Source organism: Neobacillus soli NBRC 102451, from assembly GCF_001591665.1.
In the GTDB taxonomy this organism is placed as follows: Bacteria; Bacillota; Bacilli; order Bacillales; family Cytobacillaceae; genus Neobacillus; species Neobacillus soli.
The window spans coordinates 142,375-168,814 of the sequence record NZ_BCVI01000005.1; the positions used below are offsets into that span (position 1 = coordinate 142,375).

Genomic DNA, 26,440 nt, shown 5'->3' on the forward strand with positions numbered 1-26,440 from the left:
ACAATTGACAAACCGACGGTCGGTTTGTATTATAAATCTATAACATATTGAAGGAAAGAAAGGGGAGGAATAAAACGTGAATGTTTCATCAAAAAAGAAATTGATTCAGACGATTGTGTTAAGTCTTGTTATAAATGGGGCGATCCCGGTGGTAGTCTATAACCTATTAATGGATTATTACTCAAGCTTTGTCTCGTTATTAATTGCGACATTGATTCCATTAGCGGATAATCTTTTTCATATCGTGAAATATAGAAAAGCAGATGCATTTGGTTTATTTATGTTGACGGGTTTTGTACTAAGCTTGCTGGCGTTTGTACTTGGAGGAAACGAAAGGCTCATATTGTTAAGAGAATCGATGGTCACTGGCTTATTAGGGCTCATTTTTATCGGATCATTGTTTTTTGCAAAACCACTGATTTATCACTTTGCAATCAGGTTTAGTGCAAGTGATGCCTCAGAAAAGAAGGGACAATTCGAAAAGAATTGGGAGGTTCCATATTTCCGCATAGTCCTAAGGATTATGACCGCCATATGGGGGATTGCTCTATTGGGAGAAGCAGTTGTAAAAGTCATCCTCGTATATGAACTGTCGATTTCTGCCTTTTTAGCCATTTCACAACTCATTTTTTACAGTGTGATTGGTGCAGCAATTTTATTTACAGTGGCCTATCGCAGGTATGCAAAAACCCGTCTAGATTTAATAACAAATGCACGATAACACAACATGAAAATAAGGTAAGGAAGGTATTATTATGGCTAATTCAACTATTTATGATAATCCGAGCTTTCAACACATTCTCTCAACAACTGAAGAAATCATTCTTGAAAAAGGCTGTAGGAATACAACATTAAAAGACATTATTGAACGATCCGGGCTATCAAAAGGGGCCATCTATCATTATGTTGACAGTAAGGATGAATTATTCGGGCTTATCTTAAAATCAAAGATAGAAGAAATGAATGAAAGGTTTCATATGACGATCACTCGTTCCATTAAAGAAGAAAGCCCAAATCATGGCCGGTTTGGTGTTGTCAGCCAATTTTTTCATTCACGACAAAATACGAATGATATTGGCAATTTAATTTTCATATACTTGTTAAGTCAGGATAATGAAAAGGTGAAAAAAATTCTTAGCGATATTTTTAGATATAGTAAAGAAACGGGCATTCAATGGATAAAAATGGGTCAGCTTAATGGGGTCATTCCGCCCCATATTGATGCAGAAAAAATGTCTACACTAATGATGACTTTTTCATACGGTTTACGGGTAACACAATTACTGACCACTGCTGAAGAGGATACCGTTGATGCCAGTGATATTTTTAAAGTGATCATGAAAACATTAACATAAATTTATAAATTCCCCTTTTTGGGGGTTTTACAATCTATATCATACCGACCGTCGGTTTATTAAAAGATGAGGTGAAAGGGATGGAGATTCACTCCATTGGACTAAAGGAAATAAAGAATGTAAATCAATTTTATGCTGAGATTACGGCTGATTTAAGGGAAAAGGGTGTTAACCAGTGGGATCGGTTTTACCCTAATCGATTTGTTATCAAAGCAGATATAAAAAAAGGAAATCTTTTTGGGATACTGTCAGACCAAAAGGTAGTCGGTGCCGTGGCGCTTGATACGAATGAAAGCAAAAAGTACCGGGATCTTTTATGGAAGGATGTCAATGGCTCGCCCTTAATTATCCATCGCTTAGCGGTTCACCCGCGGTACCAAGGAAATGGTTATGGGAAGAAGCTGCTCCATTTTTCAGAGGATTATGCACGTACAAATGGGCATACCAGTATTCGTCTTGATGTGTTCAGTGATAATCCCGGGGCGGTAACTATGTATGAACGAGCAGGGTTTCAAGAACGAGGAATGATTCGATTTCCATTTCGAAAAGTACCATATAAATGTTTTGAAAAAATTATCGGATAGGGAGAAATTTAAAATGCAGATTGAGACAAAAAGGAAACTTACAATTGGCGCATTATATTTTACGATTGCACTATTTGCAGTTTATATCTTTGTTATGTTCCTACTAAATGGAGTAGAGTGGTCACCAATCGTTAAGGGGAAAATGAAAAATCCGGATTTTTCATTGACAATGTGGAAATTGTTTTTCTACCCTCATATTTTCTTGGGTACCATCTCTCTTGCGATTGGTCCTTTTCAATTGACGAAAATCAGCCGAAGGAAACCTAAGTTGCATAAAATGTTAGGGAAAATTTATGCAGTGGCGATTTTTATAAATATCCTGGTCGTACCGTATATTTCTCTTTCTGCAACAGGTGGGAGGGGAACTATGATTGCCTTTCTTGTCTTAAATGCGCTTTGGCTGTGGACGACTGCCATGGGGGTAATCAAGGCAACTCAGCGCAAAATCAGCGCGCATAAAGAGTGGATCCTAAGAAGTTATGCGATTACATGGGTATTCGTCACTTTTAGAATTGTCGTCATTCCCTTTTCACTATTTTTGGATAGTTCAGTAGCCTTTCCAATCGCCGTATACCTCGCCATTGTCATAAACCTATTATTTGTGGAATGGCGGAAGCAGAAAAATAAGAAACTTCCTTCAGGACGAAAAATCCCAGCCTCAAATCCGGTCATATAATTCTTAACTGGATAATATAAAGGATTCCTAGCAAGTCATTGGGGAACAATAACAAGGAACGATATCCTAATGACATAAAGCGAGGAATTCTATGAAAAAGTTTTTATTGCTATTTCTGTTTCTTCTTATCTTGGGACGAACGGAAGCGGCAGCAGCTGTGCAGAAAGTGCCTATCTTAGTTTATCATTCTATTGAGGAATATCATGGACATGGGTCTAAGGAGCTTTATGTAACACCGGAGAATTTTGAGAAGCAAATGAGCTACTTAAGAAATCATGGCTATACCTTATTAACCTTTGAACACTGGCAGGATAGGAAGAAGGTAAACAAACCGATTTTTATTACCTTCGATGATGGATACAAAAATAATCTAAACGCCTTCGCCATCCTTCAAAAGCTAAAAACAGAACAGTATAAGCCTACAGCGACTATGTTTGTTATTTCTGATTTTATTGGTAATGCAAACCGGTTATCCAAAGCGGATCTTAAAAAGATGGCGGATTCAGGTCTAATCTCCGTCCAGTCACATACGGCTACTCATCCGGATTTGACGAAGGTGAAAAATTGGACCTATGAGCTAAAAGAGTCGAAAGAAAAAATTCAGAAAATAACAGGCAAACCGGTGATTGCTCTTTCCTATCCATATGGGAACAGCGATGAACAGGTGGTGAAGGAAACGAAGAAATACTATTTATTTGGATTGACTACCACACCGGGGCCTTTTTCTGAAACCGGGATAAAAGATGAGCCTTACCTGTTTCCGAGAACTTATGTAAAGTATTCAACCACCCTCAAAGAGTTTATGCAGGTGGTAGAGGTTAAATAAAGTAAATGGATTCTTTTTAAATAAGTAATTGATTTTGTTATAGCTAGTATTACTTGAGAAATAATATTGTAAACTAGCAGAAATCTCTATGTAATCAAACCCCGTTATAATAGTGTAATCATAATCTAGACTCTATTAGGGCAGGTGTTTATATGGAAGAGACAATCGCAAAATCCTATTTGCAGAAATCACTAAATGAGTGGAAGGATGATATTTCTGTCGTTCTTGCTGAAATTGGTAATGAATATGATGAAGTATCACAGGAATTGAAAGTGTACTCCTATAAATATGGAATCACCAAGCAAGTAATTCAATCGACGGTTAATGAAGAAATTATCGAGAAAATTCGGGATATGTACCATAAACCTTTTGAGGAGAGTTATAATCAACTGAAAGAATACATGCGTGATCTTGAGGAAAAAAGAAGAGTTTTTCAAATGTTTATTCAAAAAATTGATGAAGTAACAAGAAAAGAATCTGCAAAGATTACCACTTATTAGCAATCTAATTCTCCAGCCAAATTTCGTAAGCAACCCAATCCATTAACTGATTGGGTTGTTTTTTTATGAAAATAAAAGGGTTTTTTTAGATGGAGGGAGCGGACCGGTATGAAAGTGTCCTGCATATATTGATTAACAGGACTAAAATTGTGAGGTGTGAAACAAATGATCACCGCTGCTATTGGAAGTAAAACCTATCGAATTCCTAATAACCTTGAGGAATATTTTCAAACGTTTCGCTCACAAGTGATCGGGATGGACCAGGAGTTTGATTCTCCTTATGGAAAAAAGAAAATCATTTATGCTGACTGGGTGGCTAGCGGGCGTCTTTACCGACCAATTGAGCAAAAGATTTCTGAGGTATTCGGGCCATTTATGGCAAATACGCATACAGAATCAAATATAACCAGCTTAATGATGACTGGAATATATAAGCAATCGAAAAATATTATTAAGGAACATGTCAATGCGGATCAGTATGATGCCGTCATCCTCGATGGCTTTGGGATGACTGCTGTAATCAATAAATTTCAGCGGATATTAGGAATAAGGGTACATGAAAAGTGGAAAGACCGTCTGAAGCTATCTGAAAGTGAAAGACCAGTTATTTTCTTAACGCATATGGAACATCATTCGAATCATACCTCCTGGCTCGAGACCCTGGGGGATGTGGTGGTACTTAGCCCTGACGCGCATGGAAGAGTGGATGTAAAACAACTGGAACAGCTCCTCTATCGTTTTAAAGAACGTAAAATGAAAATTGGCTCGTTTACGGCCTGCTCGAATGTAACTGGAATCAAAACACCCTATCATCAATTAGCGAAAATCATGCATCAACATGGCGGGCTCTGTTTTGTTGACTTTGCCGCATCAGCACCCTATGAAACGATTGATATGCACCCGTTTGATCCTCTCGAAAAACTTGATGCCGTACTTTTCTCACCGCACAAGTTTTTAGGGGGGCCTGGAACGAGTGGCGTTTTGGTTTTTGATAGAAGATTATATTCGAACAAGGTTCCGGATCATCCAGGAGGGGGGACAGTTACTTGGACAAATCCCTGGGGCGAACATAAATATTATGCTGACATCGAGCTACGGGAAGATGGAGGGACACCAGGGATTCTTCAGGCTATTCGAACGGCTCTTTGCTTAAATTTGAAAAATCGGATGGGTGTTGAAAATATTTTAAAGAGAGAGAAAGAACAATTAGAATTATTATTACCTCATCTAGAAGAAATTTCAGGATTTCATCTATTAGATGGTCATATAAGGGACCGCTTAGGTATTATTTCATTTTCAATTGAAAACATTCATTATAATTTAATCGTTCGCTTGCTAAATGATCGGTATGGCATTCAAGTAAGGGGCGGTTGTTCTTGTGCAGGAACCTACGGCCATTATCTATTTCAGTTGGATAAGAAAACCTCCGGGCAGATAACCGGAAAAATTAATCAAGGGGATTTATCGGATAAACCGGGGTGGGTCCGCTTTTCATTACATCCAATTATGACAAATGAGGAAATTCTCTTGTTTGTAAAGGCAATCAAAGAAATTATTATAAACATTGACAATTGGAAAAAGGATTATGTATATGATGCAGCAAGTAATGATTATTTTTATCTAAATCATATTAGAGAAGATATGTCGCCACTTTTTCGCTTCGAATGATGGATTATAATGGTCAATAATGACCAATTATTTTGTCTTTAGAGGACTTATTTCAATACAAGCAACGGCTAACTTGGTAGGGCATATGCTATCTGAGAAAGGTGGGATAGCATGATTCATATTGTTAAGCCTGGTGAAACACTTGGTGTTATTTCAGTAAATTATCGAGTGAGCCTTCAACGTCTTTATGCTGCAAATCCCGGGGTTGGCCATTTGCACGCGGGTCAAAAAATTCAAATTCCTGGTTTGCCAGAACCGGGTGCCATACCTTACTCCATTCAAATATCGGTAGGGAAGAGAAGACTATCATTATACAATAATGGAAAGCTGGTGAAAATTTATCCGATTGCCGTTGGAAAAATGCTGACACATACGCCGACGGGGGATTTTGTCATTGTTAATCGGGAATATAATCCAGGGGGTCCATTTGGTGTCTTGTGGCTTTCCCTTTCAAAACAAGGCTATGAGATTCATGGTACGAACAATCCTAGTTCGATTGGAAAAGCGGTCTCTCATGGCTGCGTAAGAATGTATAATCGAGATGTACTGCAGCTCGCCGAAATGGTACCCAATGGAACAAAAGTTAGTATTCGCCCCTAGATTTATAAGTGGATAGAATAACACAAAAAAGGGCCGTAAATCAGCCTTTTTTTAATTATTTTTTTATAGGGTTTAAAATCCAACTTAAATGGGGAATTTTATTGAGGCATAGGTAATAATTTACAGGTTAATATTAACTTCGTTCCTAATAGGAGGCATGGCAATGCAATTAATACCTCGTGAGATTGATAAGCTCATGATTGTTGTCGCAGCTGATGTTGCGAAAAGAAGAAGAGAAAGAGGCTTGAAATTAAATTACCCTGAAGCAGTAGCATACATCACCTATGAAGTGTTAGAAGGTGCAAGGGATGGAAGAACTGTAGCAGAATTGATGGAATATGGGGCCACCATTTTGAGGCGTGAAGATGTAATGGATGGAATTCCAGACATCATTGACGACATTCAAGTAGAGGCCACCTTTCCGGATGGCACGAAACTAGTGACCGTCCATGATCCAATACGATAAATCGGGAGGAGGCGTACACGAATGGAAATAGAAATGGAACCTGGGCAGCTATTCTTAAAAGAGGAACCAATTATTTGTAATGAAGGAAGAGACAAATTAAGACTGAAGGTAACCAATACAGGAGATCGTCCGGTCCAAATAGGGTCTCACTTTCATTTTTTTGAAGTAAATGAATCCCTTCAATTCAATCGGGAAAAAGCGTTTGGAAAACGGTTGAATGTCCCCGCTGGTGCTGCCGTTCGCTTTGAACCTGGTGATGAAAAAGAAATAGAATTGGTCTGTTTCGCGGGGGAAAGGAAAGTTTACGGGTTTAATAATAAAACCGATGGTTCTGTAGAAAGTGGGTGTGGAAAATGAGCTTTAAAATGACAAGAAAACAATATGCCCAAATGTACGGACCCACTACTGGTGATTCCATTCGGCTTGCAGATACGAATTTATTTATTCAAATTGAGAAGGATCATACTACCTACGGCGACGAGGTCGTTTTTGGCGGCGGTAAAGTGATTCGTGATGGGATGGGGCAGCATCCGCTTGTAACTCGAGGAGATGGCATACCTGATGTAGTCATTACAAATGCGGTTATTTTAGATTACACTGGAATCTATAAAGCAGATATCGCAATTCGTGACGGGAAAATTGCCGGAATCGGTAAAAGCGGAAATCCACTGGTAATGGATGGAGTCGATATCATTATCGGTGCCTCGACAGATATTATTGCGGGTGAGGGTATGATTGTGACTGCAGGCGGAATTGATACACATGTGCATTTTATTAATCCAGCACAAGTGGATGTTGCCCTCACAGCGGGGATGACAACTTTAATTGGCGGCGGTACAGGAGCAACGGCAGGCTCAAGGGCCACTACAGTCACTCCTGGAGAATGGAATATACACCGAATGCTTGAAGCAATAGAAGGGCTTCCAATAAACGTAGGATTAACGGGTAAAGGACAAGCAGCAACCGAAGAACCTTTAGCAGAACAAGTACGAGCAGGTGCAATCGGACTAAAAGTTCATGAAGACTGGGGCGCAACACCTTCAGCCATTGACCATTCATTGAAGGTGGCAGATAAATATGATGTGCAAGTGGCCCTTCATGCAGACACTTTGAATGAGGCAGGGTTTGTTGAAAACACGATGGCGGCGATTAAGGACCGGGTTATTCACTTGTATCATACAGAAGGAGCAGGCGGCGGACATGCGCCAGACTTAATCAAGGCAGCCAGCTATACGAATGTTCTGCCGTCTTCAACAAATCCAACACTGCCATATACCGTTAACACTGTCGATGAACATTTAGATATGCTAATGGTTTGCCATCACTTAAATCCATCAGTACCTGAAGATATCGCCTTTGCCGATTCACGGATTAGAAAAGAAACAATTGCTGCTGAAGACATCCTTCAGGACATGGGAATTTTCAGCATGACCAGTTCAGATGCACAAGCGATGGGACGTATTGGCGAGGTGGTCATTCGGACATGGCAAGTGGCAGATAAAATGAAAAAACAAAGAGGCTCGATGCAAGGGGATAGCAAGCTATCCGATAATAATCGTGCAAAGCGTTATATCGCGAAATATACGATAAATCCTGCGATTACCCATGGAATCGCTGATCATGTCGGATCTATAGAAGTAGGGAAAATCGCGGATCTTGTGGTGTGGTCACCGGCGTTTTTTGGTGTTAAACCCGAATTGGTTCTGAAAAGTGGTTTCATTGTATATGGGATGATGGGGGATGCAAACGCTTCAATTCCAACCCCACAACCGATAATATGTCGTCCGATGTATGCTGCCTATGGAAAAGCATTACAAAAAAGTTCCATCACGTTCATTTCCCAAGCCGCATTTGAAGGGAAAGTACATGAACAACTTGGCTTAGAAAAAATAATCCTGCCCGTTCACGGAATTAGAAAATTAACCAAAAAAGACATGAAGCTTAACTCTGAAACACCTGACCTATCTGTGGATCCACAAACGTACGAGGTACGGGTAAACGGGGAACTAATCACATGTGATCCGGTGGATCAAGTACCAATGGCACAACGATATTTCCTATTCTGAGGTGAAGGTATTGATTATTGAAAGAATCGAAACAAATATTGAAAGTTTGGAAAAAGAAGAGCTAATCAATCGTCATATTGAAAAGGTTTACCTTGAAAGTGCTCATTTAGTGAAACGGATTCAACGTGTTAAAACAGACCATGGCCGGGAAATTGGTATTCGATTAAAAGATCCACGGGACCTGGTTGCGGGCGATATATTGTATATGGATGAACATAATATGATTGTGATTGACGTTGTCGCCGATGACTTAATCGTCATTAGTCCGCGCAGTTTAACAGAAATGGGCACGATTGCCCATCAATTAGGAAATCGACACCTGCCTGCCCAATTTGCAAATGACGAGATGATGGTTCAATACGACTATCTTGTAGAAGAGCTTTTAAAGGAGCTGCAAATACCCTATAAACGGGAAGAACGCAAGGTGAAGCAAGCGTTTCGTCATATTGGACATAGTCATGGAGAATAGTATCCTTTCATTACTACAGCTTTGTGATTCCAACTTTCCAACCGGGGCCTTTAGTCATTCCTACGGTCTTGAAAGTTATATTCAAGAGAATAAAGTACATAATCAAGAAACATTCTCCGAGTGGCTTCGGGTGTATTTGAATGAGCAACTCATCTTTTCAGATGGGCTGGCATGTCACCTTGTTTATCAAGCGTTGGAGGAGGAGTCTCTTCAGAAAGTGTGGAAGTTGGACCGTTTATTGACAGTGCAAAATTTACCCCGTGAAACGAGGGAAGGCACGCAAAGAATCGGCGAGCGGATGTTAAATCTTGTCGAGTCATTATATGATGCCCCCATACTTTCAATTTACAGAAAAAGGATTGGTGCCAAGCAATCTTTTGGCCATCCAGCGATTGTTTTTACGATGATTGCACAATACCTTAAGGTTTCAAAAGCCGAGACCACTTTGTTTTACCTGTATTCTGTTGTTTCCAGTCTTGTCCAAAATGCTGTCCGGGCAATCCCGTTAGGGCAGACAGCCGGACAAAAAATTATTCACCAAATTCAAGGTGATTTAGCCAAGGCCACTACAACAATTGGGCAATTAGATGAAGAAGATTTTGGTATTGTCTCACCTGGTTTAGAGTTGTCACAAATGATGCATGAGCGAATTAATATTCGTATTTTTATGTCATAAATGAGAAAGGGAAGTGTGTTTTTATGGAACCGATTAAAATCGGTGTTGGAGGCCCTGTTGGTGCAGGAAAAACAATGCTAGTGGAAAAATTAACTCGTCATTTTAATGATGAAATAAGTATGGCTGTGGTTACAAACGATATTTATACAAAAGAGGATGCTAAATTTTTAATCCAAAATGGCGTACTCCCCGCGGATCGAATTATAGGTGTCGAAACAGGGGGATGTCCGCATACTGCCATTCGCGAAGATGCTTCCATGAATTTTTCAGCAATAGATGAATTAAAAGAAAAACATCCGGATTTAGAACTTATTTTTGTAGAAAGCGGCGGAGATAATCTAGCGGCAACATTCAGCCCGGAATTAGTTGATTTTTCTATCTACATTATTGATGTTGCCCAGGGAGAAAAAATCCCGCGAAAAGGCGGACAGGGAATGATTAAATCCGATTTATTTGTCATTAATAAAACGGATTTAGCACCGCATGTGGGAGCAAGTCTTGAGATCATGGAATCAGATACAAAAACTTTCCGCGGGGATAAACCATTTGCTTTTACCAATTTAAAAGACAACACAGGTCTTGATGATGTTATCGATTGGTTAAAGCAAAATGCACTATTAAAAGGATTGGCCTAAGATGGGGGATTGGACGGGTGCATTAAACTTAGAAGTGGAAGACAGAAAAGGAAAAACGGTCGCAAAGAAAGTATATTTTCAGGGCGCATTAAAAGTTATGCGCCCTATTTACCATGATGAATCTGGCCAAGCTTGTTATTATTTATTAAACCCGGGCGGCGGGTATTTAGATGGGGATCGCTATCAAATGAAAATCTCACTTGCGGAAAAGGCTAAGCTAACGCTAACAACACAGTCTGCTACAAAAGTGTATAAAACACCGAACAATTTTGCCTATCAAGAAGCAGAGATATCCCTTCAACCGGGAAGTTATCTTGAGTATCTCCCAGATCCACTGATTGCCTACCAAAATGCAAAATACAAACAAAAAAATGTGATTCGAATGGATAAAACAGCTACTTTCCTTTATTCTGATATTGTCACTCCAGGCTGGTCACCAGACGGCGAACGATTTAGCTATCAAGCGGTCCAGTTATTAAATGAGATCTACGTGGATAATGAATTAGTGGTTTATGACCATATTAGATTAAATCCTGCTACACAAAATATGAAGGGACTTGGATTCATGGAAGGTTTTTCGCATTTAGGTTCCATGATTGTAGTAGGGAAGCAAACGAACAGTTCCCTGCTTGATCAGTTATATTTGGCGATTGATATGAATTCAGATGAATATAGACTTGGACTATCTTTACTTTCAGTTCCAGGATTGACTATCCGTGTGTTAGCTAATTCGACACAAGTAATTGAAAAACTTTTTTCTGAATTCCACCGTATGGTTAGTCAGAAATGGTTTAATACAGAACCAAGCTTCCTTAGAAAATATTAATCATAGCTTTTGGATTTAGCCCTGCGAATAGATCATTATGGAAATGGAAAAACTCTTATAGAAATATAAAAGGGGGTTAATTTATGTTTGAAAAATTTAAAGTATACCATCTATTCAAAGGGCAAGTACATGAACGCCCTCACTTTTCTTTAAGGATACAAGGTCATGATTATAAGGGGATGGTCCATGGTGATAAAATACATTGGTATCATCCCCATCCAAAGCAAAAGCATGAAGAAGATTTTCTCGATGCAGTTGAGTCGAAGGTTTTTAAAATGATGAAAGGTCACCTAGTATAATGAAACAAAGCTCCTTTACCTCGGTCCGGGATGCTTTGTTTTTTTCATCAAATAGACCGAAGGGATTTCATTGCACCGAGAAGAAGCCATGTACAAAATACAAAAGGCATTGTCAGTGCAGGAAGTCCATATGGTAAAAGCCAGGTAACAATACTGGCCGTAATGGGAACAGTTAAACAAGCTGCCAAAATGCCATATAAAAGTGCATATCGATGGCCCTCTTTAAAAACATTAGCTACTGCGATCATGGTTAGGATTGCGTTGTATCCATAAAACCCCATAAATATCAAGCTGTGTTCTCCCCCGAGTGCATATGACGTCAGCAATGCTGCTCCATTTCCTATAATTGCATAGAGCCCGAATCTCCACCCTGCCCAAAATACGGCAATATAAAGCAAAATTCCTGACCAGTTATTATCAAGGAAGAAAATTTGCCCCATTCCATTAACAGCTCCGTCAAGCCAATTTGTCTCGCCTTTTATATTTAATGTCCAATTTGCTAACGATTGTGGTGCAAGTTTAGGGTCAATCTTAAATGAAACTAATCGGTAAGCAGTCAGCAATAAAAACCATGTTAAGATAATAAAAGGAAAAGTGAGAACTGGGAGTCCAACTTGTCTCATGATATGAATCATTGCTGCTGTAAATATGGCTGCGATTGCAGCCCCAGCTAAGGCAATAATCCAGCGGTTATCGCCTTTTAAAAACAAGGAAAGGGCCATTCCGGTCAGCACTGAGTTATAACCATAAATTCCTTGGTTAACAATCTTTCCATCTGCACCCCCTAATTTTCCAATTAGCGTACCAGTGATGGATGATAAAAGGGCAATAATTCCCATAGGCAGGGAAGACACCATTATCGCCATTAATATTATGAATCCAGTGACAGCATTTTCAATCAAAATAATTTGAGAAATTCCTTTTAGAGATGAAGATATTAACCAATTAAGTATTTCTCTGCTAATTATCTTACCTACCCTGGTATGAATTTATTACCACTCCCTTGTTAGCATTTTAAAGAATAATGTTAAGATGGAATTATGTACTTCGCTTGTTAACCCTACTCTTTAATTTTCCTTAAAAATAGAGAATTATGACCATGTTTCGAATAACTTTGTCTGAACCACTTCACAAATCGCTAATTGAATTTTAAAATAATGATACTAGGAAGCTATAGGAAATAAGGCAGTTTACTAGAGACTGCCTGTAGACGAACAGTGCAAGTACAGTTTGAGGGGAGACATTTCATTGAAAAAAGTATATATCATCCACGAAAATAGCGAATGGACCATTCATTTAACAAAGCGTCTCGATGAACTAGGAGTGCCTTATGAAGAGTGGCATCTGGATAGAGGGCGTCTTGATTTATCAAAAGAACCGCCGGAAGGGGTTTTCTATAACCGTATGAGTGCCTCCTCACATACAAGGGGGCACCGCTTTGCACCGGAGTTTACCGCACAGGTTCTTGCTTGGCTTGAGACTCATGAGCGAAAGGTAGTTAATGGTGCCCGGGCACTTCAACTTGAGGTTAGTAAGGTAGTCCAATATTTAGAACTAAATAAATTTGGCATCCTAACACCACGGTCAATTGCTGCAGTGGGGAAGGGGCAAATCCTAGAAGCAGCAGCTGAATTTTCGGATATACCGTTTATTACCAAACATAATCGTGCAGGAAAAGGGCTTGGAGTCCAGTTGTTTCAAACCATTAATGGGTTGAAAAACTATGTAGAAGGACCCGCATTCGAAAATCCAGTGGACGGAATTACCTTAATTCAAGAGTATATTCAAGCACCGGAGAGTGTTATTACACGTTGTGAATTTGTTGGCGGGAAATTCGTCTACGCAGTGAAAGTGGATACTTCGGAGGGCTTCCAACTATGCCCAGCTGATGCCTGCCAAATCGGTGATTTATTTTGTCCAGTGGGAGAAGAAAAAGAAGAAAAAACAAAATTTGAAATTATTGAAGGCTTTTCAGACCCAATCCTTAATAAATATGAGCAGTTCCTTGCTGCCAACCAAATTCAAGTTGCCGGGATCGAATTTATTCGAAATTCAGCGGGTGATATTTATACTTATGATATCAATACAAATACAAACTACAATTCGGATGCGGAAACAAAGATGGGGAAATTCGGCATGCTTGAGCTCGCCAAGTTTCTGCAGGAAGAACTAGATAAAATAGTTAATTAGGGTAGTAAAGCTCTCCGTGATTGGAGGGCTTTACTTTTTCTAATGAAATATATTTTTTAAATAACTTTGAAACTTTCTTTTTCCTAATTCGTTGATGTGTTGAAAGGGGGAGACATGAAAAAGAATTATAGTTTTGAAGAAATATATCGATTGTATATGAATGATTTGTTTTATTACATGCTCTCCCTAACCAGACAAAAAGAAGCCGCAGAGGATTTAGTGCAGGAAAGCTTTTATAGAGCTCTGATTCATCTTGATAGCTATCGTGGGGATGAGGTACGCCCGTGGCTATTCAGGATTGCCTATAACGCTTTTATTGATTGGTATCGGAAGGAGAAACGCACGGTTCCGCAGGATATACAGGAGTGGCAATTACCTGCCGTAAAAAGCACAGAACAACAATTCATGGCCACCAATGAAATTTATGAATGGAAAAAAGATTTAACGTTATTGCCGGTAGCCATACAAAATATCCTAATACTTAGGGATTTCCATGGATTCAGCTATCAGGAAATTGCAGAAATGACGGGGTATACTCTCGGGAAAATAAAAATGGATCTGTTCCGCGGGCGAATTGAACTGAAGAAAGCGAGGGAGAAACTGAAATGACATGTCCTGATAGGAAAGCCCTTTGGGAAAAATACTTAAACGGCAAGGCGACGGAAGAAGAACAAAGTCAATTAGAACTGCACATGGAAGATTGTGAAGCATGCACGAAATTCCTAAATCAGCAGTTGGAGGAAGCTGAGCCGGAATCAAAACAGGAAAAGAAAAATGATCGTATTCAGCCTATTTATTTTAAAGGTTCATTAAGGAAGGCTAAATGGAAACAACGGTTTTCACAAACCTTGTTTATTGCTGCAGTCATTGTTTTCATTATGATTATTGGCACAATCTCCTCCCAATTCTACTATAGCGGGGAAACGTTAGAAAAGATTAATACGGTTGAAACTGCAGCAGTAGAGAGCTTGCTTCCAAATGTTCATTCACAGGGTGGAAGTATGAGAAGGAATTCATTTTTTCGAATGGAAAACGATATGGATTTAGTAAAACAAATTGGTGGGGGTGGAAAACCGGTAGGGCAATTAAAGGTGTCTCATTTGTTTAGTAAGGTGAATAATGTTGAAAAACTTTGGGTTGGAGGACAATATGATTTAAATTTGTATTTTGCCAATCCTTCTTTAAAAGATGATGCTGATCTAAATCATTGGAACGATGAATTTTGGAATGCATTAAATAAACTGCCTGAGGGTACCGTTTCGGAGGTTGCTCTATCATTTGATAAACCTTATACCATTAATGAAATGGATGGAATACTGTCAAAAGTATTTCTTGATGAACATAAAATGCCGATATGGTATGCGGTTGATACAGGGGAATCTAATCAAGAAGATCCATACCTTGGGGCAGGGCAGGTTTTAGGCTTTCGGAGTCTTTTTAGCTTGGACCAGGAAACTGAAAGTAAAAATTATACGAAAGAGCAGCGAGTGAAAAAGTTGATACAGCTTTTGGCTGAAAATGAAGAGACCGTTCAAAGTATGGAAATTACATCCAGGGAGCTCTCGCTTAAAACTCGCTATCAATATATCAAAAAGAATGGTGTGAAAGTCTACGGGGTCGTTTTAACGGGGCCAACAAAGGAATTTCTACAGCTAAAGGATATGGAGCAAATTAAGTTTGCTTCACTGGGTGAGGTGGAACTTTGGAACTGGTATGAGCGCCCGGTAAGCGGGGCAATGCATTAAAAAAGAATACAAAGACGGAGGCTGATTCAAAGGGAACAGCCTCCGTTATAATGAGAAATTATTCAGCTTTTGCTGCTTGAAGCTGCAGGCTGATTTTTACTTTTTCAGCAACAAGGACGCCGCCGGTTTCAAGGGCTGCATTCCAAACTAGACCATAGTCAGAACGGTTGATTGTACCTTCTGCACTGAAGCCAACTTTTTCATTGCCCCACGGATCTTTACCTTGACCTTCGAAAGTTACTGCAAATGTTTCTGATTTTGTTGTACCACGAAGTGTTAAATCGCCAGTTACATTATATTCACCATCATCTGTTTTTACGATGTTTGTTGCTTTGAAGGTCATTGTTGGGTGATTTTCGACATCAAAGAAATCTCCAGAAACCAAGTGACCGTCACGATCTTTATTGCGAGTATCCACACTTCCGGTTTCAACAGAGAATTCAATGGTTGCAGACGTTAAATCAGTTGGATCTGCTTCAATTGTTGCGTTAAAGCTGTTAAATGTACCTTTCACGTTGGCGATCATCATGTGACGAACAGAAAAATCTACACTGCTGTGTGATGGATCAAGTGCCCATTTTGTCTTTGCCATTTTATTTTCCCTCCAATTTGTTTTAAAAATATTTATCTTGAAATTAAAATAACTTAATTCAAGGTAAATTATATGTTGATTGCCACTATTTTGTCAATTGTTTTTTACTAACTTTTTTGTTTTACACTAAAAGTACTTTTACAGGTAGTGGGTATAATGAAGGGAAGGGGCATGAAGACGGATTCTTGCCAATAAAAAAACGCCGAAATGGCGTTTGCAGTTTACATATAATATTTTCCTCTTGAAAATAAAGAGGGAGCATGATAAAATGACTATTGGCACAAAAGGTTAAATTTTTACATATTTACTAATATCCTATAATAACATTATCACATTTGGTTTTGGATTGTCAAGCAATTGAAACTAAATTTTATCTGGAGAGTGGTCTAATGAGTGATTTACAAAAAAAAGACTGGCAATTGGAACAAGAGAGAGTTAGTTCGGTTGTTAAAGAAATTGATCAAAAGGTAAAAAACCTTATGAAAAATACCGGAAAGGTACGCTCAGACGTTCTCGAGATTCGCAAAACCTTTTGGGAGGATGTCACTGTTAATATAGATGAACCGGATGATATGATTGAAACGGCAGCTGTTATTAAGCAGCAGGCTGAATTGCTTTCAGAACGTGAGCGGACACATAAACATTTGGATAAACATCTCAAAACTTTGGCTAGGTTAAAATATTCTCCTTACTTTGGTAGAATCGACTTTTTGGAAAACGGGGAAAACTCCGCTGATCACGTCTATTTGGGGATTGCTTCATTAATGGATGAACAGGACGAAAATTTTTTAATCTATGACTGGCGTGCACCTATATCGGGTCTTTATTATGACTACTCTCCAGGTCCAGCTCAATATCACACTCCTGAAGGAATCATTGAAGGGGAAATGACGTTAAAACGGCAATTTATGATTAGGGCTTCGGAAATTAAAGCAATGTTTGATACTGGTGTAACCATTGGTGATGAAATGCTTCAGGAAGTACTCGGAAGCAATGCAAGCACGCAAATGAAAAGTATTGTCGCAACTATTCAACGTGAACAAAACGAGATTATTCGGAATGAGCGAAGTAAAATACTTATTGTCCAGGGAGCAGCAGGAAGCGGTAAGACCTCTGCCGCTCTGCAGCGAGCAGCCTACTTGTTGTATCGGTACCGTGGAACATTGAACTCTGAAAATATTATGCTTTTTTCACCGAACCCACTTTTTAACAGCTATGTTGCCACCGTGCTGCCTGAGCTTGGCGAAGAAAATATGCAGCAATCCACCTTTCAGGAATACTTAAACAATAGACTTGGGAAAGAGTTCGATGTCGAAGATCCTTTTACGCAAATGGAGTATTTGCTGGGCGGGAAAGATGATAAAGAATATTTAACAAGAATCGAGGGAATCCGCTTTAAAGCTAGCCTTGAATTTAAAAAAATCATTGATCGGTATGCCTCCGGATTTTCCATTCAAGGCCTAATCTTTAAGGATTTATCCTTTAGAGGGGATGTATTAATCTCCAAAAGGGATATTCATAATTATTTTTATTCGTTAGAGGCAAGCTATTCTATTCCAAACCGAATTCAGCTCGTCAAGGAATGGTTATTAAGGGAGTTAAGACGGGCCGTGAAACGGGAACGTTCTAGAAGTTGGGTCGAGGAAGAGCTTCAATTTCTCGAAAAAGAAGACTTTATGGAGGCATTCAAAAAACTCCAGGAAAAAAATCAATTTACCGAAAATACTTTTGATGATTTTGAACAAGAGCAAAAGTTGTTAGCGGAAATAGTTGTTAAAGAAAAATTCAGGCCATTATTTTCGAGAGTAAAAAAATTAAAATTCATCGATATGCCGCAAATTTATTTGCACTTATTTGAAGATGTGGAGAGGTCAGATGAATCTCTTCCGGATCACTGGGATCAGATTTGCAGTTTTACAGTAAACAAGATAAACAATATGGTCATTCCATATGAGGATGCCACACCATACGTATACTTACAAGATTTATTTGAAGGCCGGAAATCGAATACGGCCATTCGCCATATTTTTATTGATGAAGCACAGGATTATTCACCCTTCCAGTTTGCTTTTATCCAAACGCTTTTTCCGTATAGCAAAATGACCCTGCTTGGTGATTTCAATCAAGCAATCTTTTCGGGGGCAACAGGTTCTGCGACTGTGTTAACGGATTTGGACATGAGTGATAAGGATATTGAATCGTTTGTGTTAACAAAAACCTATCGGTCAACAAGGCAAATCGTTGAATTCACAAGTGGTTTAATTGTCGGCGGCGAAAAAATAGAACCATTTAACCGTCAAGGCAGGAAGCCAACAATCGAACGGGCAAACCAGACGAGGATTAATCATTTAATTCTTGAAAAAATAAAAGAATATCAGCGCGATGGACATCGGACTATTGCGGTTATTTGCAGGACAGCTGCCGAAAGTAAAGTAGTATATAAAGCACTTAAAGAGGACGTTCCACTTCATTTAATCGAGAAAGGGACGGTTTCATATGAAAAAGGAAGTCTTGTTATTCCGTCCTATCTTGCTAAAGGGATTGAGTTCGATGCGGTTATCCTTTACGATTGCTCCCATTATAAAAAAGAAAGTGAACGGAAATTATTTTATACTGTTTGTACTCGAGCTATGCATGAATTGTATATGTTTGCGTCAGATGAAATCAGTCCACTCTTGGCAGCCGTATCAAAGGATGCATATGGGCTTAAATAACTGAAAAACAGCAGCCATCCAGCTGCTGTTTTTTATAGTCAAAAAACTATCTTACTTTTTCCATTGTTTTTGAACTTGTTCAAAAGCAAGCTGCAATATTTCTTCGGCGGATGTATCCTGATTGGCAATGACATTCGTCAAATAGCTTATTCCTTCGAAAGTTACTGCTACATCTACTTGTACCATATTAAATCACCTTTTCCTATAATCGAAATTTGTTGGTTTTCTTTATGTTAAATTAAAAATTCACAACGATTCATTGTATTAATGCACCTTAATAAATATGACGTTCAATGCCCGGCAATTGTTACCAACTTAAGCTTCCGGTTTGGTATAATTGTTCCAAGAATATGAAGCAAAGGGAGATAAACGATGTCGATGTATTTTGAAGAGGTAAAAAAAGAAACACTGTATATTGCACTTGAAATCCTTAACTCGAACCCAGAATTTAATCTTTATGATAACGGTAGAGAGACAAGGACACTTGCCGAAATGGAGGAAGAATTCTTAAATTCTAAAACAGTCAGTGCTTTTATTAAACTTGATGATACCTATATTGGCATCATTGATTACTTGCTTGAAAATCCAAACGACCATTATCCGTGGCTTGGTTTGTTGATGATTCATGGTGATTATCAAGGATATGGTTTTGGTGCACAGGCATATGAAACATATGAATATGAGATGTCTAAGCGGGGGTTAAACCATGTTCGAATTGGCATTTTGATCGAAAATAAAAAAGCAATACGTTTCTGGGAATCGATAGGATTTATCTTTTATAAAACAACAACATTAAAGAATGGAAGTGTAATTAATTGCTATCAAAAACAACTAGGTTAAAAAAACTTCCAAAAGGAAGCTTTAAACCTCAACACTCATAAATTCCTCAGCAAACAGCTGCACTTGGTTTTTATCTACTTTGTTCTTCTTAAGTAAGGATTCTGCAATGACTAGATGGGCTTGAATCGAAACATTTCTTTTTAATTCGCGAATTGACACATCGCCATTCAATAATTGAATGGCTTTTTCTCTGATGTCTTGATTCTTAGATGACTTGTACAGAAGATAAGCAATACAAGTAACCTTGTCCACAAAGAAACCTCCCCAATCATGAAACGAGCCTTTCTTAATTAATTCGACCACATTCTAATTTTTTCCTGCTAATATTCTGAAAATTTTTAAAAAAATGACGGCTAATTTGCTAGGAATTTTTATAGATAATTGCTTCTTTGATAGGTATTTTATATAATATTGAGGGGATAAAAGAAAAACGGTGATAGACTGCAGAATTTACCTTTCGTCCCATTTGGGATGGGGGGTTTTTATTTATCCACTAACGGCCACGGGGCAGGACAAGACCCGACGATCAGTTAGGTGAACGTTATACATAGATTTAGGAGGAAAAGCAATGAAACAGGCCTTAATCAAGGATTTGTACAGAAATACAGAGAGTTACGTTGAGAAGAAGGTACAGTTATCTGGATGGATCCGGACAATTCGCGATTCCAAAACCTTTGGGTTCATTGAATTAAATGATGGCAGCTTTTTTAAAGGGGTGCAGATTGTATTTGATGAGCAATTGGAGAATTTTAAGGATATTGCCAAGCTGCCGATTAGTTCATCCATTAAGGTTGAGGGAGATTTTATTCATACTCCTCAAGCAAAGCAGCCGTTTGAAATTAAAGCAACGAACATTGTGATTGAAGGGATGTCCAACATTGACTTCCCATTACAAAAGAAAAAGCATTCATTTGAATACTTAAGAACAATTGCGCATTTGAGACCAAGAACTAATACATTCTCAGCTGTTTTTCGGATAAGATCACTTGCTTCTTATGCGATTCATAAGTTTTTCCAAGATAAGGGATATGTGTATGTACACGCACCAATCATCACTGGCAGTGATACCGAAGGAGCGGGGGAAATGTTCCGAGTGACGACACTCGATATGGACAATCCGCCAAAAAATGAAGAAGGTAAAACGGATTTAACTAAGGATTTCTTTAATAAAGAAACGAATCTGACTGTTAGCGGACAGCTCTCGGCTGAGTCATTTGCGTTAGCATTTCGGAATGTTTATACGTTTGGACCGACTTTTAGAGCAGAGAACTCAAATACAGCGAGGCATGCAGCTGAATTCTGGATGATTGAACCAGAACTTGCCTTTGCTGAGCTTCCGGACATTATGGATTTAGCTGAAGAAATGGTGAAATATGTAATAGGGTACGTGTTGGAACAGGCTCCTGAGGAAATGACTTTCTTTAACAGCTTTATTGAAAAGGGCTTGTTAGACCGTCTTACTAGTGCACATGATGCGAACTTTGGCCGTGTGACGTATACGGAAGCAATCCAGTTGCTATTAGAATCAGGTGAAACCTTTGCTTACCCGGTGGAATGGGGAGTTGACCTGCAAACGGAGCATGAACGTTATTTATGCGAAAAGGTCTTCAAACGCCCAGTATTTGTCACTGATTATCCAAAAGAAATTAAAGCCTTCTATATGAGATTAAATGAGGATCATAAAACAGTTGCTGCTATGGATTTACTTGTGCCTGGAATCGGTGAATTGATTGGCGGCAGCCAGCGTGAAGAACGGGAAGAAGTATTGGCTGGAAAAATTAAAGATCTTGGAATGAATGAGGAAGATTATTGGTGGTATTTGGAACTCCGAAAATACGGCGGTACAAAACATTCGGGCTATGGGATTGGTTTTGAGCGCTTAATTATGTATTTAACAGGTATGTCAAACATTAGAGACGTTATCCCATTCCCAAGAACACCAGGAAATGCAGAATTTTAAATCAAATAGGAAGAAGACCAATTCGTTGAATTGGTCTTCTTCTTGTTCTGCAAACTTCATTTTAAAGATCTTGTAATTCTTCCTCGAAATAAAAAGTTTCCGGGTGCTCTTTAACGATATAAGAATATCTCTTCATATTTTTTACATACTGCCATTTCAAGATAGTGACGGCCTCTCCCGTTTCAATAATATTAACAGTCTGACCGGATTTGTATCGATTATTTGCATTTTTCAAATTCAACACCCCTTTTAAATTCCCATACTTAGTATAACACAAATGAATGAACTACTATGTAACTACATCTGATAATAGGAATAGAGAAAGATAAAGCCATTCATTTTGAATTATTACCTAACTATGATATGCTAAATAAAAGTGAGGTGTCGTTTTGACAAATTTTAAAGCAAAAAAGAGTAACCTCAAAGATTTATTAGCAAAAAAAGGAATGGACCTGGATAGTTTGGAAAGAAATACAAATATACCCAGGAATCAGCTCGATGACTACTTGTCAAAGAGAGTTATGAATTTAAATAATGCGATGACAATCTCCAAAGAATTAAATTGCCGAATTGAAGATTTATATGTTTGGACGGCAGAAGAAGCATAAACTTGAAAAAGCAGACTCGAATGATGAGTCTGCTTTTTTTGTTTTTATAAGCGAAAAAATATCAGGTTTAACAAAATTAATTATATGATAAATAAAATTAATTTTTTGTTTTAATTTAATGAAATATTTAAATATTTATATTTAAATATTTGGATAAATGATGTATTATATGGTTAAAGAAGGAAAGGAGAAATAAATGTCATATCCGGTTATTACAAATTGCCCTGTGTGCAGTAGGCAATTAAAAATTATGAAGTTACAATGTACCCATTGCCAAACCACAGTGGAAAATGAATTTCAGTTTTCAAAATTAGCAGCTCTAAGTCAGGAACAGCTCCATTTTATCGAGATTTTCCTAAAATGCCGTGGAAATATTAAAGAAGTTGAAAAAGAATTAAGTATTTCATATCCAACTGTTCGAGGAAAATTGGATGATATTATTTCTTCTCTTGGATTTGCAATAAACAAAAAGACAGAAATCGATAAACGGAAAATTGTTTCTATGCTGGAAAAAGGTGAAATTACTGCTGAAGAGGCCATTCACTTATTAAAAGAGGGGGAAGCGTAAATGAAGGAAGAAATCTCAAGGGTGTTAACAATGGTTGAAGAAGGGAAGCTGGATAAGGAAAAAGCAACTGAGCTGATTAATGTATTGCAGGGGAAGGACCAGCCTGTGAAACTACAAAAAGAAATCCCTTACGGTAACAAAATGTTAAAAATCCGAGTAACCTCAGAGAAAGGTGACAATGTAAACGTAAATCTGCCAATTAATTTGGTCAAGGCAGTACTAAAAGTGGGAACGAATATCGCTGAAAAAATTCCCGAAGCAGCAAAATACGTAAAGGATATTAACGTAGACCTCTTAATTGAAGCCATCGAAAATGAATTAGACGGACAAATTGTCGATATCACCTCGGCAAATGGCGATAAAGTGTTCGTAGTGATTGAGTAACCGATGCTTAAGGTCCGTGTAAAGGTAAGGGATAAAAGGTTTACGGTACCTGTTCCGTATCCAGTCTTAAATATAGTTAGTACTGTTATTACTTCAAAAAAATTTAATCGTTTTGTAAACCAGGCAATTGAAAGAGATGGTAGGAAATTCGTAGTCCCCCAAATAGAAAGGAAAGACCTAAAACCACTGCTTAAGGCATTAGTGAAGCATAAAGGGTTAACGTTGGTTGATACAAAATTAAACGATGGCACTGAAGTGACGGTCAAGTTGTAAAGCATTATCCGAAATTTAGGGATAATGCCTTTTTTTTAATTTAAGAAAAAACACGCGATTTCGCGTGCTTTTTCAAAATTAGTTAATTTGTTAAATCGCATTTCTCTAATGGAATAACCTTGGTTTTTTTCGAGAATTTATAACCTAGCCATAATATTAAGAAAAGCGGCAGGCCAATATAAGAAACCAGCACACCGTTCCAGTCGATATGGCCGCCCATGAAGGCTGTATAGTTTTGCCCTAAAACCACAAATCCACAGACAGAAAAGGCGAATATCGGACCAAATGGGAAGAATTTTGATTTAAACGGTAACAAACTAAGATCCTTACCTTGGGCAACAAAGGCCTTACGAAACCGATAATGACAAATTGCGATCCCGAGCCATGCGATAAAGCCTGACATTCCTGATGCATTTAATAACCATACATATACAGTTCCGTCACCGAAGAAAGAAGCAAGGAAAGCAAGGGTGCCTACTAAGGTTGTTGCCAATAATGCATTTACTGGTACGCCATTTTTATTTAACTTACCTAGAAATTTTGGTGCTTTACCTTCACGCGCCAAGTTCCAAAGCATCCGTGCCGAAGCATACATTCCAGAATTTCCTGCTGACAATACAGCTGTTAAGATAATTGCATTCATGATAGAGGCAGCGAAAGCGATTCCTGCCTTTTGAAAAACAAGTGTAAAGGGGCTTACGGTAACATCCCCATTTGCTAAATTAGCATTTGTATATGGAATAAGAAGTCCGATTACTAAAATGGCTAGAATATAGAATAAAAGAATTCGCCAGAATACTTGTTTGACAGCACGTGGAATGGCTTTCTTTGGATCCTCCGTTTCACCAGCAGCAACACCTAATAGCTCTGTCCCTTGGAAGGAGAAGCCAGCAGCCATAAAGATACCTAGCATCGACATAAAACCGCCATGGAAGGGGGCATCACCAATTGTAAAGTTTTTGAAGCCAATTGCTTCGTCTCCCATGATACCGAATATCATTAGAGTTCCAGTAATGATAAAAATAATTACCGTTACGACTTTAATTAAGGAAAACCAATATTCCGCTTCCCCAAATCCTTTAACAGACAGATAATTTAATAGAAACATAATGGCCAAAAAAATGCCGCTCCATATGAAAGAAGGCGTGTGAGGAAACCAGAATTTCATTATCATCGTTACAGCGGCTAATTCTGCGGCAATGGTTATTGCCCAGTTATACCAATAGTTCCAGCCTAGTGCAAAACCAAGAGATGGATCGACAAATTTGGTCGCGTAGGTACTAAAGCTTCCGGCAACAGGCATATAGGCGCCCATTTCTGCCAGGCCTTGCATCAAAAAGTAAACCATTACACCAATAACGAGATAGGAAAGAATCGCACCCCCTGGCCCTGCTGAATGGATAGCACCGCCACTTGCTAGAAACAGACCAGTTCCAATCGTTCCTCCGAGGGAAATCATTGTCAGGTGACGGGCTTTTAAGCCCCGCTTTAATTCAGTTGTTTCCTTTTTCGGTGATAATTCACCATCGTATTCATTTTCTTTTATTACTCGAGCTGTTTGCATTGTCATGACTCCTTTTTTGTCTTTTTTTCGAGAAGGAGTTTGGAATAATAAAAAATGCCATCGAAGTAGAATTCGATGGCATTATCAATACCCCGCATCATACCTTCCGAAAGATAGCTCAACACGTATGGCTGGTAGGTCCAAACGTGACAGTTCTGTTCCTATTCGGAGACAGCCCCAGCATGCTTTTTAAAGAGATGAAAGCACACTTCGGCAGCTTTTCCTTTCAAACGGAGTCAGGGATGTCTCTCACATCTCGTCCGCCTTACTGATAAAAACCGCGACCTCTACCTCATCGGTTTGATGAGGATTTAACATATTAAATTAATATATTTCTATAGTATAAATAATAATTTAAAAATGTCAATGGGTAAATTTGCAGACAATTGAATATTATTGTAAAAAACTATTAATTTTACAATGCGCTAGAGAATCTGTATTATTTTTTAAAAGAAATGATATACAGGCAGCAGGAGGAAAATACGATGCAGATTCTTGGATTAATACTTGGTTCCCTCATTGTAGTGGTTGGATTCAATCTATTCTTAATTCCTCATCAGGTATTAAGCAGCGGACTTAGTGGAATTTCAATGATTTTTGGAATGATTACCCCAATTAACACTGGATTGGCAAATTTACTGTTAAACTTTCCGCTATTATTTATTGGGTATAAAATGCTTGGGAAAAAGTTTATCAGGAATTCAATTCTTTCCGTAGTTATTATCTCCCTAGGGCTTTATTTGGTTCCAGTCCATGAAATTGCAAAAGATACGATATTATCATCGATTTTTGGCGGTGCCTTAACGGGCCTTGGGGTAGGAATCGTGTTTCGGTGTTCGGGCTCAACAGGGGGATTTGATATTATCGGGATGATAGTATCAAGGAAACGTGATTTTCCAATCGGTACATTACTTTCGGGGATGAACGCAGTTGTAATTATTATTAGCGGCTTTTTATTTAATTGGGATTCCGCACTTAATACATTAGTTTCCATTTATGTGACTGGTAAAGTGGTAGATGCGATCTATACAGACCATGCTAAATTAACACTAATGATTATTACTGAAAAAGGCGACCAAATGAGAGAGCATTTGTTGACGAATTTGTATCGTGGCTTAACTATCATGGATGGAGTGGGCGGTTATTCGAATGACAAACGAAACGTTTTAATTACGGTGATTTCAAGGTACGAGCTGAATGAGGTGAAAAATCTCATAAGTGAGGTAGATCCAACTTCTTTTGTTAATATCACAGAAACGATTGAAGTAATGGGACTGTTTCACAGGCCAAGTCCACAATAGAATAACCCCAGAAATGGGGTTATTCTTGTTTTTTTTCATGAATATAGTTAACAAA

The 26,440-nt window shown here is 38.5% G+C and carries 33 protein-coding genes and 1 riboswitch; of the genes, 27 read left to right on the plus strand and 6 right to left on the minus strand.

Annotated elements, in window-relative coordinates; genetic code table 11:
* Positions 1–76: 76 nt before the first annotated feature.
* The 16 genes from BSO02S_RS02195 (at position 77) to BSO02S_RS02270 (ending at position 11,646) form a co-directional block, all read left to right on the plus strand.
* Complete coding sequence (locus tag BSO02S_RS02195; RefSeq protein ID WP_066061733.1) at positions 77–721, plus strand: VC0807 family protein; 645 nt, start codon at positions 77–79, stop codon at positions 719–721.
* A gap of 34 nt (positions 722–755) precedes the next feature.
* On the plus strand, positions 756–1,355 hold the full coding sequence (locus tag BSO02S_RS02200; RefSeq protein ID WP_066061736.1) for a TetR/AcrR family transcriptional regulator: 600 nt from the start codon (positions 756–758) through the stop codon (positions 1,353–1,355).
* Between the two features lie 80 nt (positions 1,356–1,435).
* Positions 1,436–1,939 (plus strand): GNAT family N-acetyltransferase, encoded by a 504-nt coding sequence (locus BSO02S_RS02205; RefSeq protein ID WP_066061739.1) that lies wholly within the window; start codon positions 1,436–1,438, stop codon positions 1,937–1,939.
* A gap of 13 nt (positions 1,940–1,952) precedes the next feature.
* Positions 1,953–2,615: a DUF2306 domain-containing protein gene (locus BSO02S_RS02210; protein WP_066061742.1), complete on the plus strand. Its 663-nt coding sequence runs from the start codon at positions 1,953–1,955 to the stop codon at positions 2,613–2,615.
* Between the two features lie 91 nt (positions 2,616–2,706).
* A complete protein-coding gene (locus tag BSO02S_RS02215; RefSeq protein WP_066061746.1) occupies positions 2,707–3,441 on the plus strand; it encodes a polysaccharide deacetylase family protein in 735 nt (244 codons plus the stop codon).
* 152 nt (positions 3,442–3,593) lie between these two features.
* Positions 3,594–3,941, plus strand: coding sequence for a hypothetical protein (locus BSO02S_RS02220; RefSeq protein ID WP_066061749.1), 348 nt, complete (start codon positions 3,594–3,596; stop codon positions 3,939–3,941).
* 165 nt (positions 3,942–4,106) lie between these two features.
* Positions 4,107–5,609, plus strand: a complete 1,503-nt coding sequence (locus BSO02S_RS02225; RefSeq protein WP_066061752.1) for an aminotransferase class V-fold PLP-dependent enzyme — start codon at positions 4,107–4,109, stop codon at positions 5,607–5,609.
* Positions 5,610–5,720: 111 nt separating this feature from the next.
* Positions 5,721–6,209: a L,D-transpeptidase family protein gene (locus BSO02S_RS02230; RefSeq protein ID WP_066061755.1), complete on the plus strand. Its 489-nt coding sequence runs from the start codon at positions 5,721–5,723 to the stop codon at positions 6,207–6,209.
* 163 nt (positions 6,210–6,372) lie between these two features.
* Positions 6,373–6,675, plus strand: a complete 303-nt coding sequence (locus BSO02S_RS02235; protein ID WP_066061758.1) for an urease subunit gamma — start codon at positions 6,373–6,375, stop codon at positions 6,673–6,675.
* Between the two features lie 33 nt (positions 6,676–6,708).
* Positions 6,709–7,032: an urease subunit beta gene (ureB, locus tag BSO02S_RS02240; protein ID WP_066061965.1), complete on the plus strand. Its 324-nt coding sequence runs from the start codon at positions 6,709–6,711 to the stop codon at positions 7,030–7,032.
* Positions 7,029–8,741, plus strand: coding sequence for an urease subunit alpha (gene ureC, locus BSO02S_RS02245; protein ID WP_066061760.1), 1,713 nt, complete (start codon positions 7,029–7,031; stop codon positions 8,739–8,741). Before ureB ends, ureC begins: the two co-directional genes overlap by 4 nt.
* Positions 8,742–8,751: 10 nt before the next feature.
* Positions 8,752–9,210 carry an urease accessory protein UreE gene (gene ureE, locus BSO02S_RS02250; protein ID WP_066061763.1) on the plus strand — a complete coding sequence of 153 codons (459 nt, stop codon included), beginning with the start codon at positions 8,752–8,754 and terminating at the stop codon, positions 9,208–9,210.
* On the plus strand, positions 9,200–9,886 hold the full coding sequence (locus tag BSO02S_RS02255; RefSeq protein WP_066061767.1) for an urease accessory protein UreF: 687 nt from the start codon (positions 9,200–9,202) through the stop codon (positions 9,884–9,886). The genes ureE and BSO02S_RS02255 overlap by 11 nt, the downstream gene beginning before the upstream one ends.
* A gap of 23 nt (positions 9,887–9,909) precedes the next feature.
* Positions 9,910–10,521 (plus strand): urease accessory protein UreG, encoded by a 612-nt coding sequence (gene ureG / locus BSO02S_RS02260; RefSeq protein WP_066061770.1) that lies wholly within the window; start codon positions 9,910–9,912, stop codon positions 10,519–10,521.
* A gap of 1 nt (position 10,522) precedes the next feature.
* The gene (locus BSO02S_RS02265; RefSeq protein ID WP_066061773.1) at positions 10,523–11,347 is read left to right on the plus strand and encodes an urease accessory protein UreD; all 825 of its coding nucleotides are present in this window, start codon (positions 10,523–10,525) and stop codon (positions 11,345–11,347) included.
* A gap of 83 nt (positions 11,348–11,430) precedes the next feature.
* Complete coding sequence (locus BSO02S_RS02270) at positions 11,431–11,646, plus strand: hypothetical protein (RefSeq protein WP_066061776.1); 216 nt, start codon at positions 11,431–11,433, stop codon at positions 11,644–11,646.
* A 47-nt stretch (positions 11,647–11,693) separates the two neighbouring features.
* On the opposite strand, the gene BSO02S_RS02275 is transcribed toward BSO02S_RS02270, so the two are convergent.
* Positions 11,694–12,635, minus strand: a complete 942-nt coding sequence (locus BSO02S_RS02275) for an urea transporter (RefSeq protein WP_066061779.1) — start codon at positions 12,633–12,635, stop codon at positions 11,694–11,696.
* Between the two features lie 259 nt (positions 12,636–12,894).
* On the opposite strand from BSO02S_RS02275, the gene BSO02S_RS02280 reads away from it, so the two are divergent.
* From BSO02S_RS02280 to BSO02S_RS02290, 3 genes are all read left to right on the plus strand, one after another.
* Positions 12,895–13,836, plus strand: a complete 942-nt coding sequence (locus tag BSO02S_RS02280; RefSeq protein WP_066061782.1) for an ATP-grasp domain-containing protein — start codon at positions 12,895–12,897, stop codon at positions 13,834–13,836.
* 114 nt (positions 13,837–13,950) lie between these two features.
* The gene (locus BSO02S_RS02285; RefSeq protein ID WP_066061785.1) at positions 13,951–14,445 is read left to right on the plus strand and encodes an RNA polymerase sigma factor; all 495 of its coding nucleotides are present in this window, start codon (positions 13,951–13,953) and stop codon (positions 14,443–14,445) included.
* Positions 14,442–15,581 (plus strand): anti-sigma factor, encoded by a 1,140-nt coding sequence (locus BSO02S_RS02290; protein ID WP_066061789.1) that lies wholly within the window; start codon positions 14,442–14,444, stop codon positions 15,579–15,581. The genes BSO02S_RS02285 and BSO02S_RS02290 overlap by 4 nt, the downstream gene beginning before the upstream one ends.
* Before the next feature lie 58 nt (positions 15,582–15,639).
* Here BSO02S_RS02290 and BSO02S_RS02295 read toward each other — a convergent pair whose 3' ends face one another.
* Positions 15,640–16,173: a YceI family protein gene (locus BSO02S_RS02295; RefSeq protein WP_066061792.1), complete on the minus strand. Its 534-nt coding sequence runs from the start codon at positions 16,171–16,173 to the stop codon at positions 15,640–15,642.
* Positions 16,174–16,562: 389 nt separating this feature from the next.
* On the opposite strand from BSO02S_RS02295, the gene helD reads away from it, so the two are divergent.
* Positions 16,563–18,887 (plus strand): RNA polymerase recycling motor HelD, encoded by a 2,325-nt coding sequence (helD, locus tag BSO02S_RS02300; protein ID WP_066061795.1) that lies wholly within the window; start codon positions 16,563–16,565, stop codon positions 18,885–18,887.
* Positions 18,888–18,938: 51 nt separating this feature from the next.
* On the opposite strand, the gene BSO02S_RS02305 is transcribed toward helD, so the two are convergent.
* Positions 18,939–19,073, minus strand: a complete 135-nt coding sequence (locus BSO02S_RS02305; protein WP_066061797.1) for a BA3454 family stress response protein — start codon at positions 19,071–19,073, stop codon at positions 18,939–18,941.
* A gap of 186 nt (positions 19,074–19,259) precedes the next feature.
* Between BSO02S_RS02305 and BSO02S_RS02310 the strand changes: the two genes are divergently transcribed.
* Positions 19,260–19,727 carry a GNAT family N-acetyltransferase gene (locus tag BSO02S_RS02310; RefSeq protein ID WP_066061802.1) on the plus strand — a complete coding sequence of 156 codons (468 nt, stop codon included), beginning with the start codon at positions 19,260–19,262 and terminating at the stop codon, positions 19,725–19,727.
* 21 nt (positions 19,728–19,748) lie between these two features.
* On the opposite strand, the gene BSO02S_RS02315 is transcribed toward BSO02S_RS02310, so the two are convergent.
* Positions 19,749–19,979 (minus strand): hypothetical protein, encoded by a 231-nt coding sequence (locus BSO02S_RS02315; RefSeq protein WP_142303710.1) that lies wholly within the window; start codon positions 19,977–19,979, stop codon positions 19,749–19,751.
* Positions 19,980–20,295: 316 nt separating this feature from the next.
* Here BSO02S_RS02315 and asnS point away from each other — a divergent pair, with 316 nt between their 5' ends.
* Positions 20,296–21,687 carry an asparagine--tRNA ligase gene (gene asnS, locus BSO02S_RS02320; RefSeq protein ID WP_066061805.1) on the plus strand — a complete coding sequence of 464 codons (1,392 nt, stop codon included), beginning with the start codon at positions 20,296–20,298 and terminating at the stop codon, positions 21,685–21,687.
* A gap of 61 nt (positions 21,688–21,748) precedes the next feature.
* On the opposite strand, the gene BSO02S_RS27430 is transcribed toward asnS, so the two are convergent.
* Complete coding sequence (locus BSO02S_RS27430) at positions 21,749–21,922, minus strand: hypothetical protein (protein ID WP_169802710.1); 174 nt, start codon at positions 21,920–21,922, stop codon at positions 21,749–21,751.
* A 154-nt stretch (positions 21,923–22,076) separates the two neighbouring features.
* On the opposite strand from BSO02S_RS27430, the gene BSO02S_RS02325 reads away from it, so the two are divergent.
* The 4 genes from BSO02S_RS02325 to BSO02S_RS02340 all read left to right on the plus strand — a co-directional run bounded on the left by BSO02S_RS02325 (position 22,077) and on the right by BSO02S_RS02340 (position 23,520).
* On the plus strand, positions 22,077–22,295 hold the full coding sequence (locus tag BSO02S_RS02325) for a helix-turn-helix domain-containing protein (protein ID WP_066061809.1): 219 nt from the start codon (positions 22,077–22,079) through the stop codon (positions 22,293–22,295).
* 196 nt (positions 22,296–22,491) lie between these two features.
* Complete coding sequence (locus tag BSO02S_RS02330; RefSeq protein WP_066061810.1) at positions 22,492–22,863, plus strand: DUF2089 domain-containing protein; 372 nt, start codon at positions 22,492–22,494, stop codon at positions 22,861–22,863.
* Positions 22,864–23,247: an SHOCT-like domain-containing protein gene (locus BSO02S_RS02335; protein ID WP_066061813.1), complete on the plus strand. Its 384-nt coding sequence runs from the start codon at positions 22,864–22,866 to the stop codon at positions 23,245–23,247.
* A 3-nt stretch (positions 23,248–23,250) separates the two neighbouring features.
* A complete protein-coding gene (locus BSO02S_RS02340; RefSeq protein ID WP_066061816.1) occupies positions 23,251–23,520 on the plus strand; it encodes a hypothetical protein in 270 nt (89 codons plus the stop codon).
* Between the two features lie 82 nt (positions 23,521–23,602).
* Here BSO02S_RS02340 and BSO02S_RS02345 read toward each other — a convergent pair whose 3' ends face one another.
* Entirely contained in the window at positions 23,603–25,084 is a 1,482-nt protein-coding gene (locus BSO02S_RS02345) for an amino acid permease (protein WP_066061819.1), read from the minus strand.
* Between the two features lie 106 nt (positions 25,085–25,190).
* Positions 25,191–25,382, minus strand: a riboswitch (Lysine riboswitch).
* Positions 25,383–25,569: 187 nt separating this feature from the next.
* Between BSO02S_RS02345 and BSO02S_RS02350 the strand changes: the two genes are divergently transcribed.
* Positions 25,570–26,385 carry a YitT family protein gene (locus BSO02S_RS02350; RefSeq protein WP_084374854.1) on the plus strand — a complete coding sequence of 272 codons (816 nt, stop codon included), beginning with the start codon at positions 25,570–25,572 and terminating at the stop codon, positions 26,383–26,385.
* Positions 26,386–26,440: the final 55 nt, after the last annotated feature.

Bases quoted from the DNA above. Each gene is read 5' to 3' on its own strand.
- BSO02S_RS02200 (WP_066061736.1), top strand. From the start codon at position 756: ATGGCTAATTCAACTATTTATGATAATCCGAGCTTTCAACACATTCTC.
- BSO02S_RS02205 (WP_066061739.1), top strand. From the start codon at position 1,436: ATGGAGATTCACTCCATTGGACTAAAGGAAATAAAGAATGTAAATCAA.
- BSO02S_RS02210 (WP_066061742.1), top strand. From the start codon at position 1,953: ATGCAGATTGAGACAAAAAGGAAACTTACAATTGGCGCATTATATTTT.
- BSO02S_RS02215 (WP_066061746.1), top strand. From the start codon at position 2,707: ATGAAAAAGTTTTTATTGCTATTTCTGTTTCTTCTTATCTTGGGACGA.
- BSO02S_RS02220 (WP_066061749.1), top strand. From the start codon at position 3,594: ATGGAAGAGACAATCGCAAAATCCTATTTGCAGAAATCACTAAATGAG.
- BSO02S_RS02225 (WP_066061752.1), top strand. From the start codon at position 4,107: ATGATCACCGCTGCTATTGGAAGTAAAACCTATCGAATTCCTAATAAC.
- BSO02S_RS02230 (WP_066061755.1), top strand. From the start codon at position 5,721: ATGATTCATATTGTTAAGCCTGGTGAAACACTTGGTGTTATTTCAGTA.
- BSO02S_RS02235 (WP_066061758.1), top strand. From the start codon at position 6,373: ATGCAATTAATACCTCGTGAGATTGATAAGCTCATGATTGTTGTCGCA.
- ureB (WP_066061965.1), top strand. From the start codon at position 6,709: ATGGAACCTGGGCAGCTATTCTTAAAAGAGGAACCAATTATTTGTAAT.
- ureC (WP_066061760.1), top strand. From the start codon at position 7,029: ATGAGCTTTAAAATGACAAGAAAACAATATGCCCAAATGTACGGACCC.
- BSO02S_RS02255 (WP_066061767.1), top strand. From the start codon at position 9,200: ATGGAGAATAGTATCCTTTCATTACTACAGCTTTGTGATTCCAACTTT.
- ureG (WP_066061770.1), top strand. From the start codon at position 9,910: ATGGAACCGATTAAAATCGGTGTTGGAGGCCCTGTTGGTGCAGGAAAA.
- BSO02S_RS02265 (WP_066061773.1), top strand. From the start codon at position 10,523: ATGGGGGATTGGACGGGTGCATTAAACTTAGAAGTGGAAGACAGAAAA.
- BSO02S_RS02270 (WP_066061776.1), top strand. From the start codon at position 11,431: ATGTTTGAAAAATTTAAAGTATACCATCTATTCAAAGGGCAAGTACAT.
- BSO02S_RS02285 (WP_066061785.1), top strand. From the start codon at position 13,951: ATGAAAAAGAATTATAGTTTTGAAGAAATATATCGATTGTATATGAAT.
- BSO02S_RS02290 (WP_066061789.1), top strand. From the start codon at position 14,442: ATGACATGTCCTGATAGGAAAGCCCTTTGGGAAAAATACTTAAACGGC.
- BSO02S_RS02295 (WP_066061792.1), bottom strand. From the start codon at position 16,173: ATGGCAAAGACAAAATGGGCACTTGATCCATCACACAGCAGTGTAGAT.
- helD (WP_066061795.1), top strand. From the start codon at position 16,563: ATGAGTGATTTACAAAAAAAAGACTGGCAATTGGAACAAGAGAGAGTT.
- BSO02S_RS02305 (WP_066061797.1), bottom strand. From the start codon at position 19,073: ATGGTACAAGTAGATGTAGCAGTAACTTTCGAAGGAATAAGCTATTTG.
- BSO02S_RS02310 (WP_066061802.1), top strand. From the start codon at position 19,260: ATGTCGATGTATTTTGAAGAGGTAAAAAAAGAAACACTGTATATTGCA.
- asnS (WP_066061805.1), top strand. From the start codon at position 20,296: ATGAAACAGGCCTTAATCAAGGATTTGTACAGAAATACAGAGAGTTAC.
- BSO02S_RS02330 (WP_066061810.1), top strand. From the start codon at position 22,492: ATGTCATATCCGGTTATTACAAATTGCCCTGTGTGCAGTAGGCAATTA.
- BSO02S_RS02335 (WP_066061813.1), top strand. From the start codon at position 22,864: ATGAAGGAAGAAATCTCAAGGGTGTTAACAATGGTTGAAGAAGGGAAG.
- BSO02S_RS02340 (WP_066061816.1), top strand. From the start codon at position 23,251: ATGCTTAAGGTCCGTGTAAAGGTAAGGGATAAAAGGTTTACGGTACCT.
- BSO02S_RS02345 (WP_066061819.1), bottom strand. From the start codon at position 25,084: ATGCAAACAGCTCGAGTAATAAAAGAAAATGAATACGATGGTGAATTA.
- BSO02S_RS02350 (WP_084374854.1), top strand. From the start codon at position 25,570: ATGCAGATTCTTGGATTAATACTTGGTTCCCTCATTGTAGTGGTTGGA.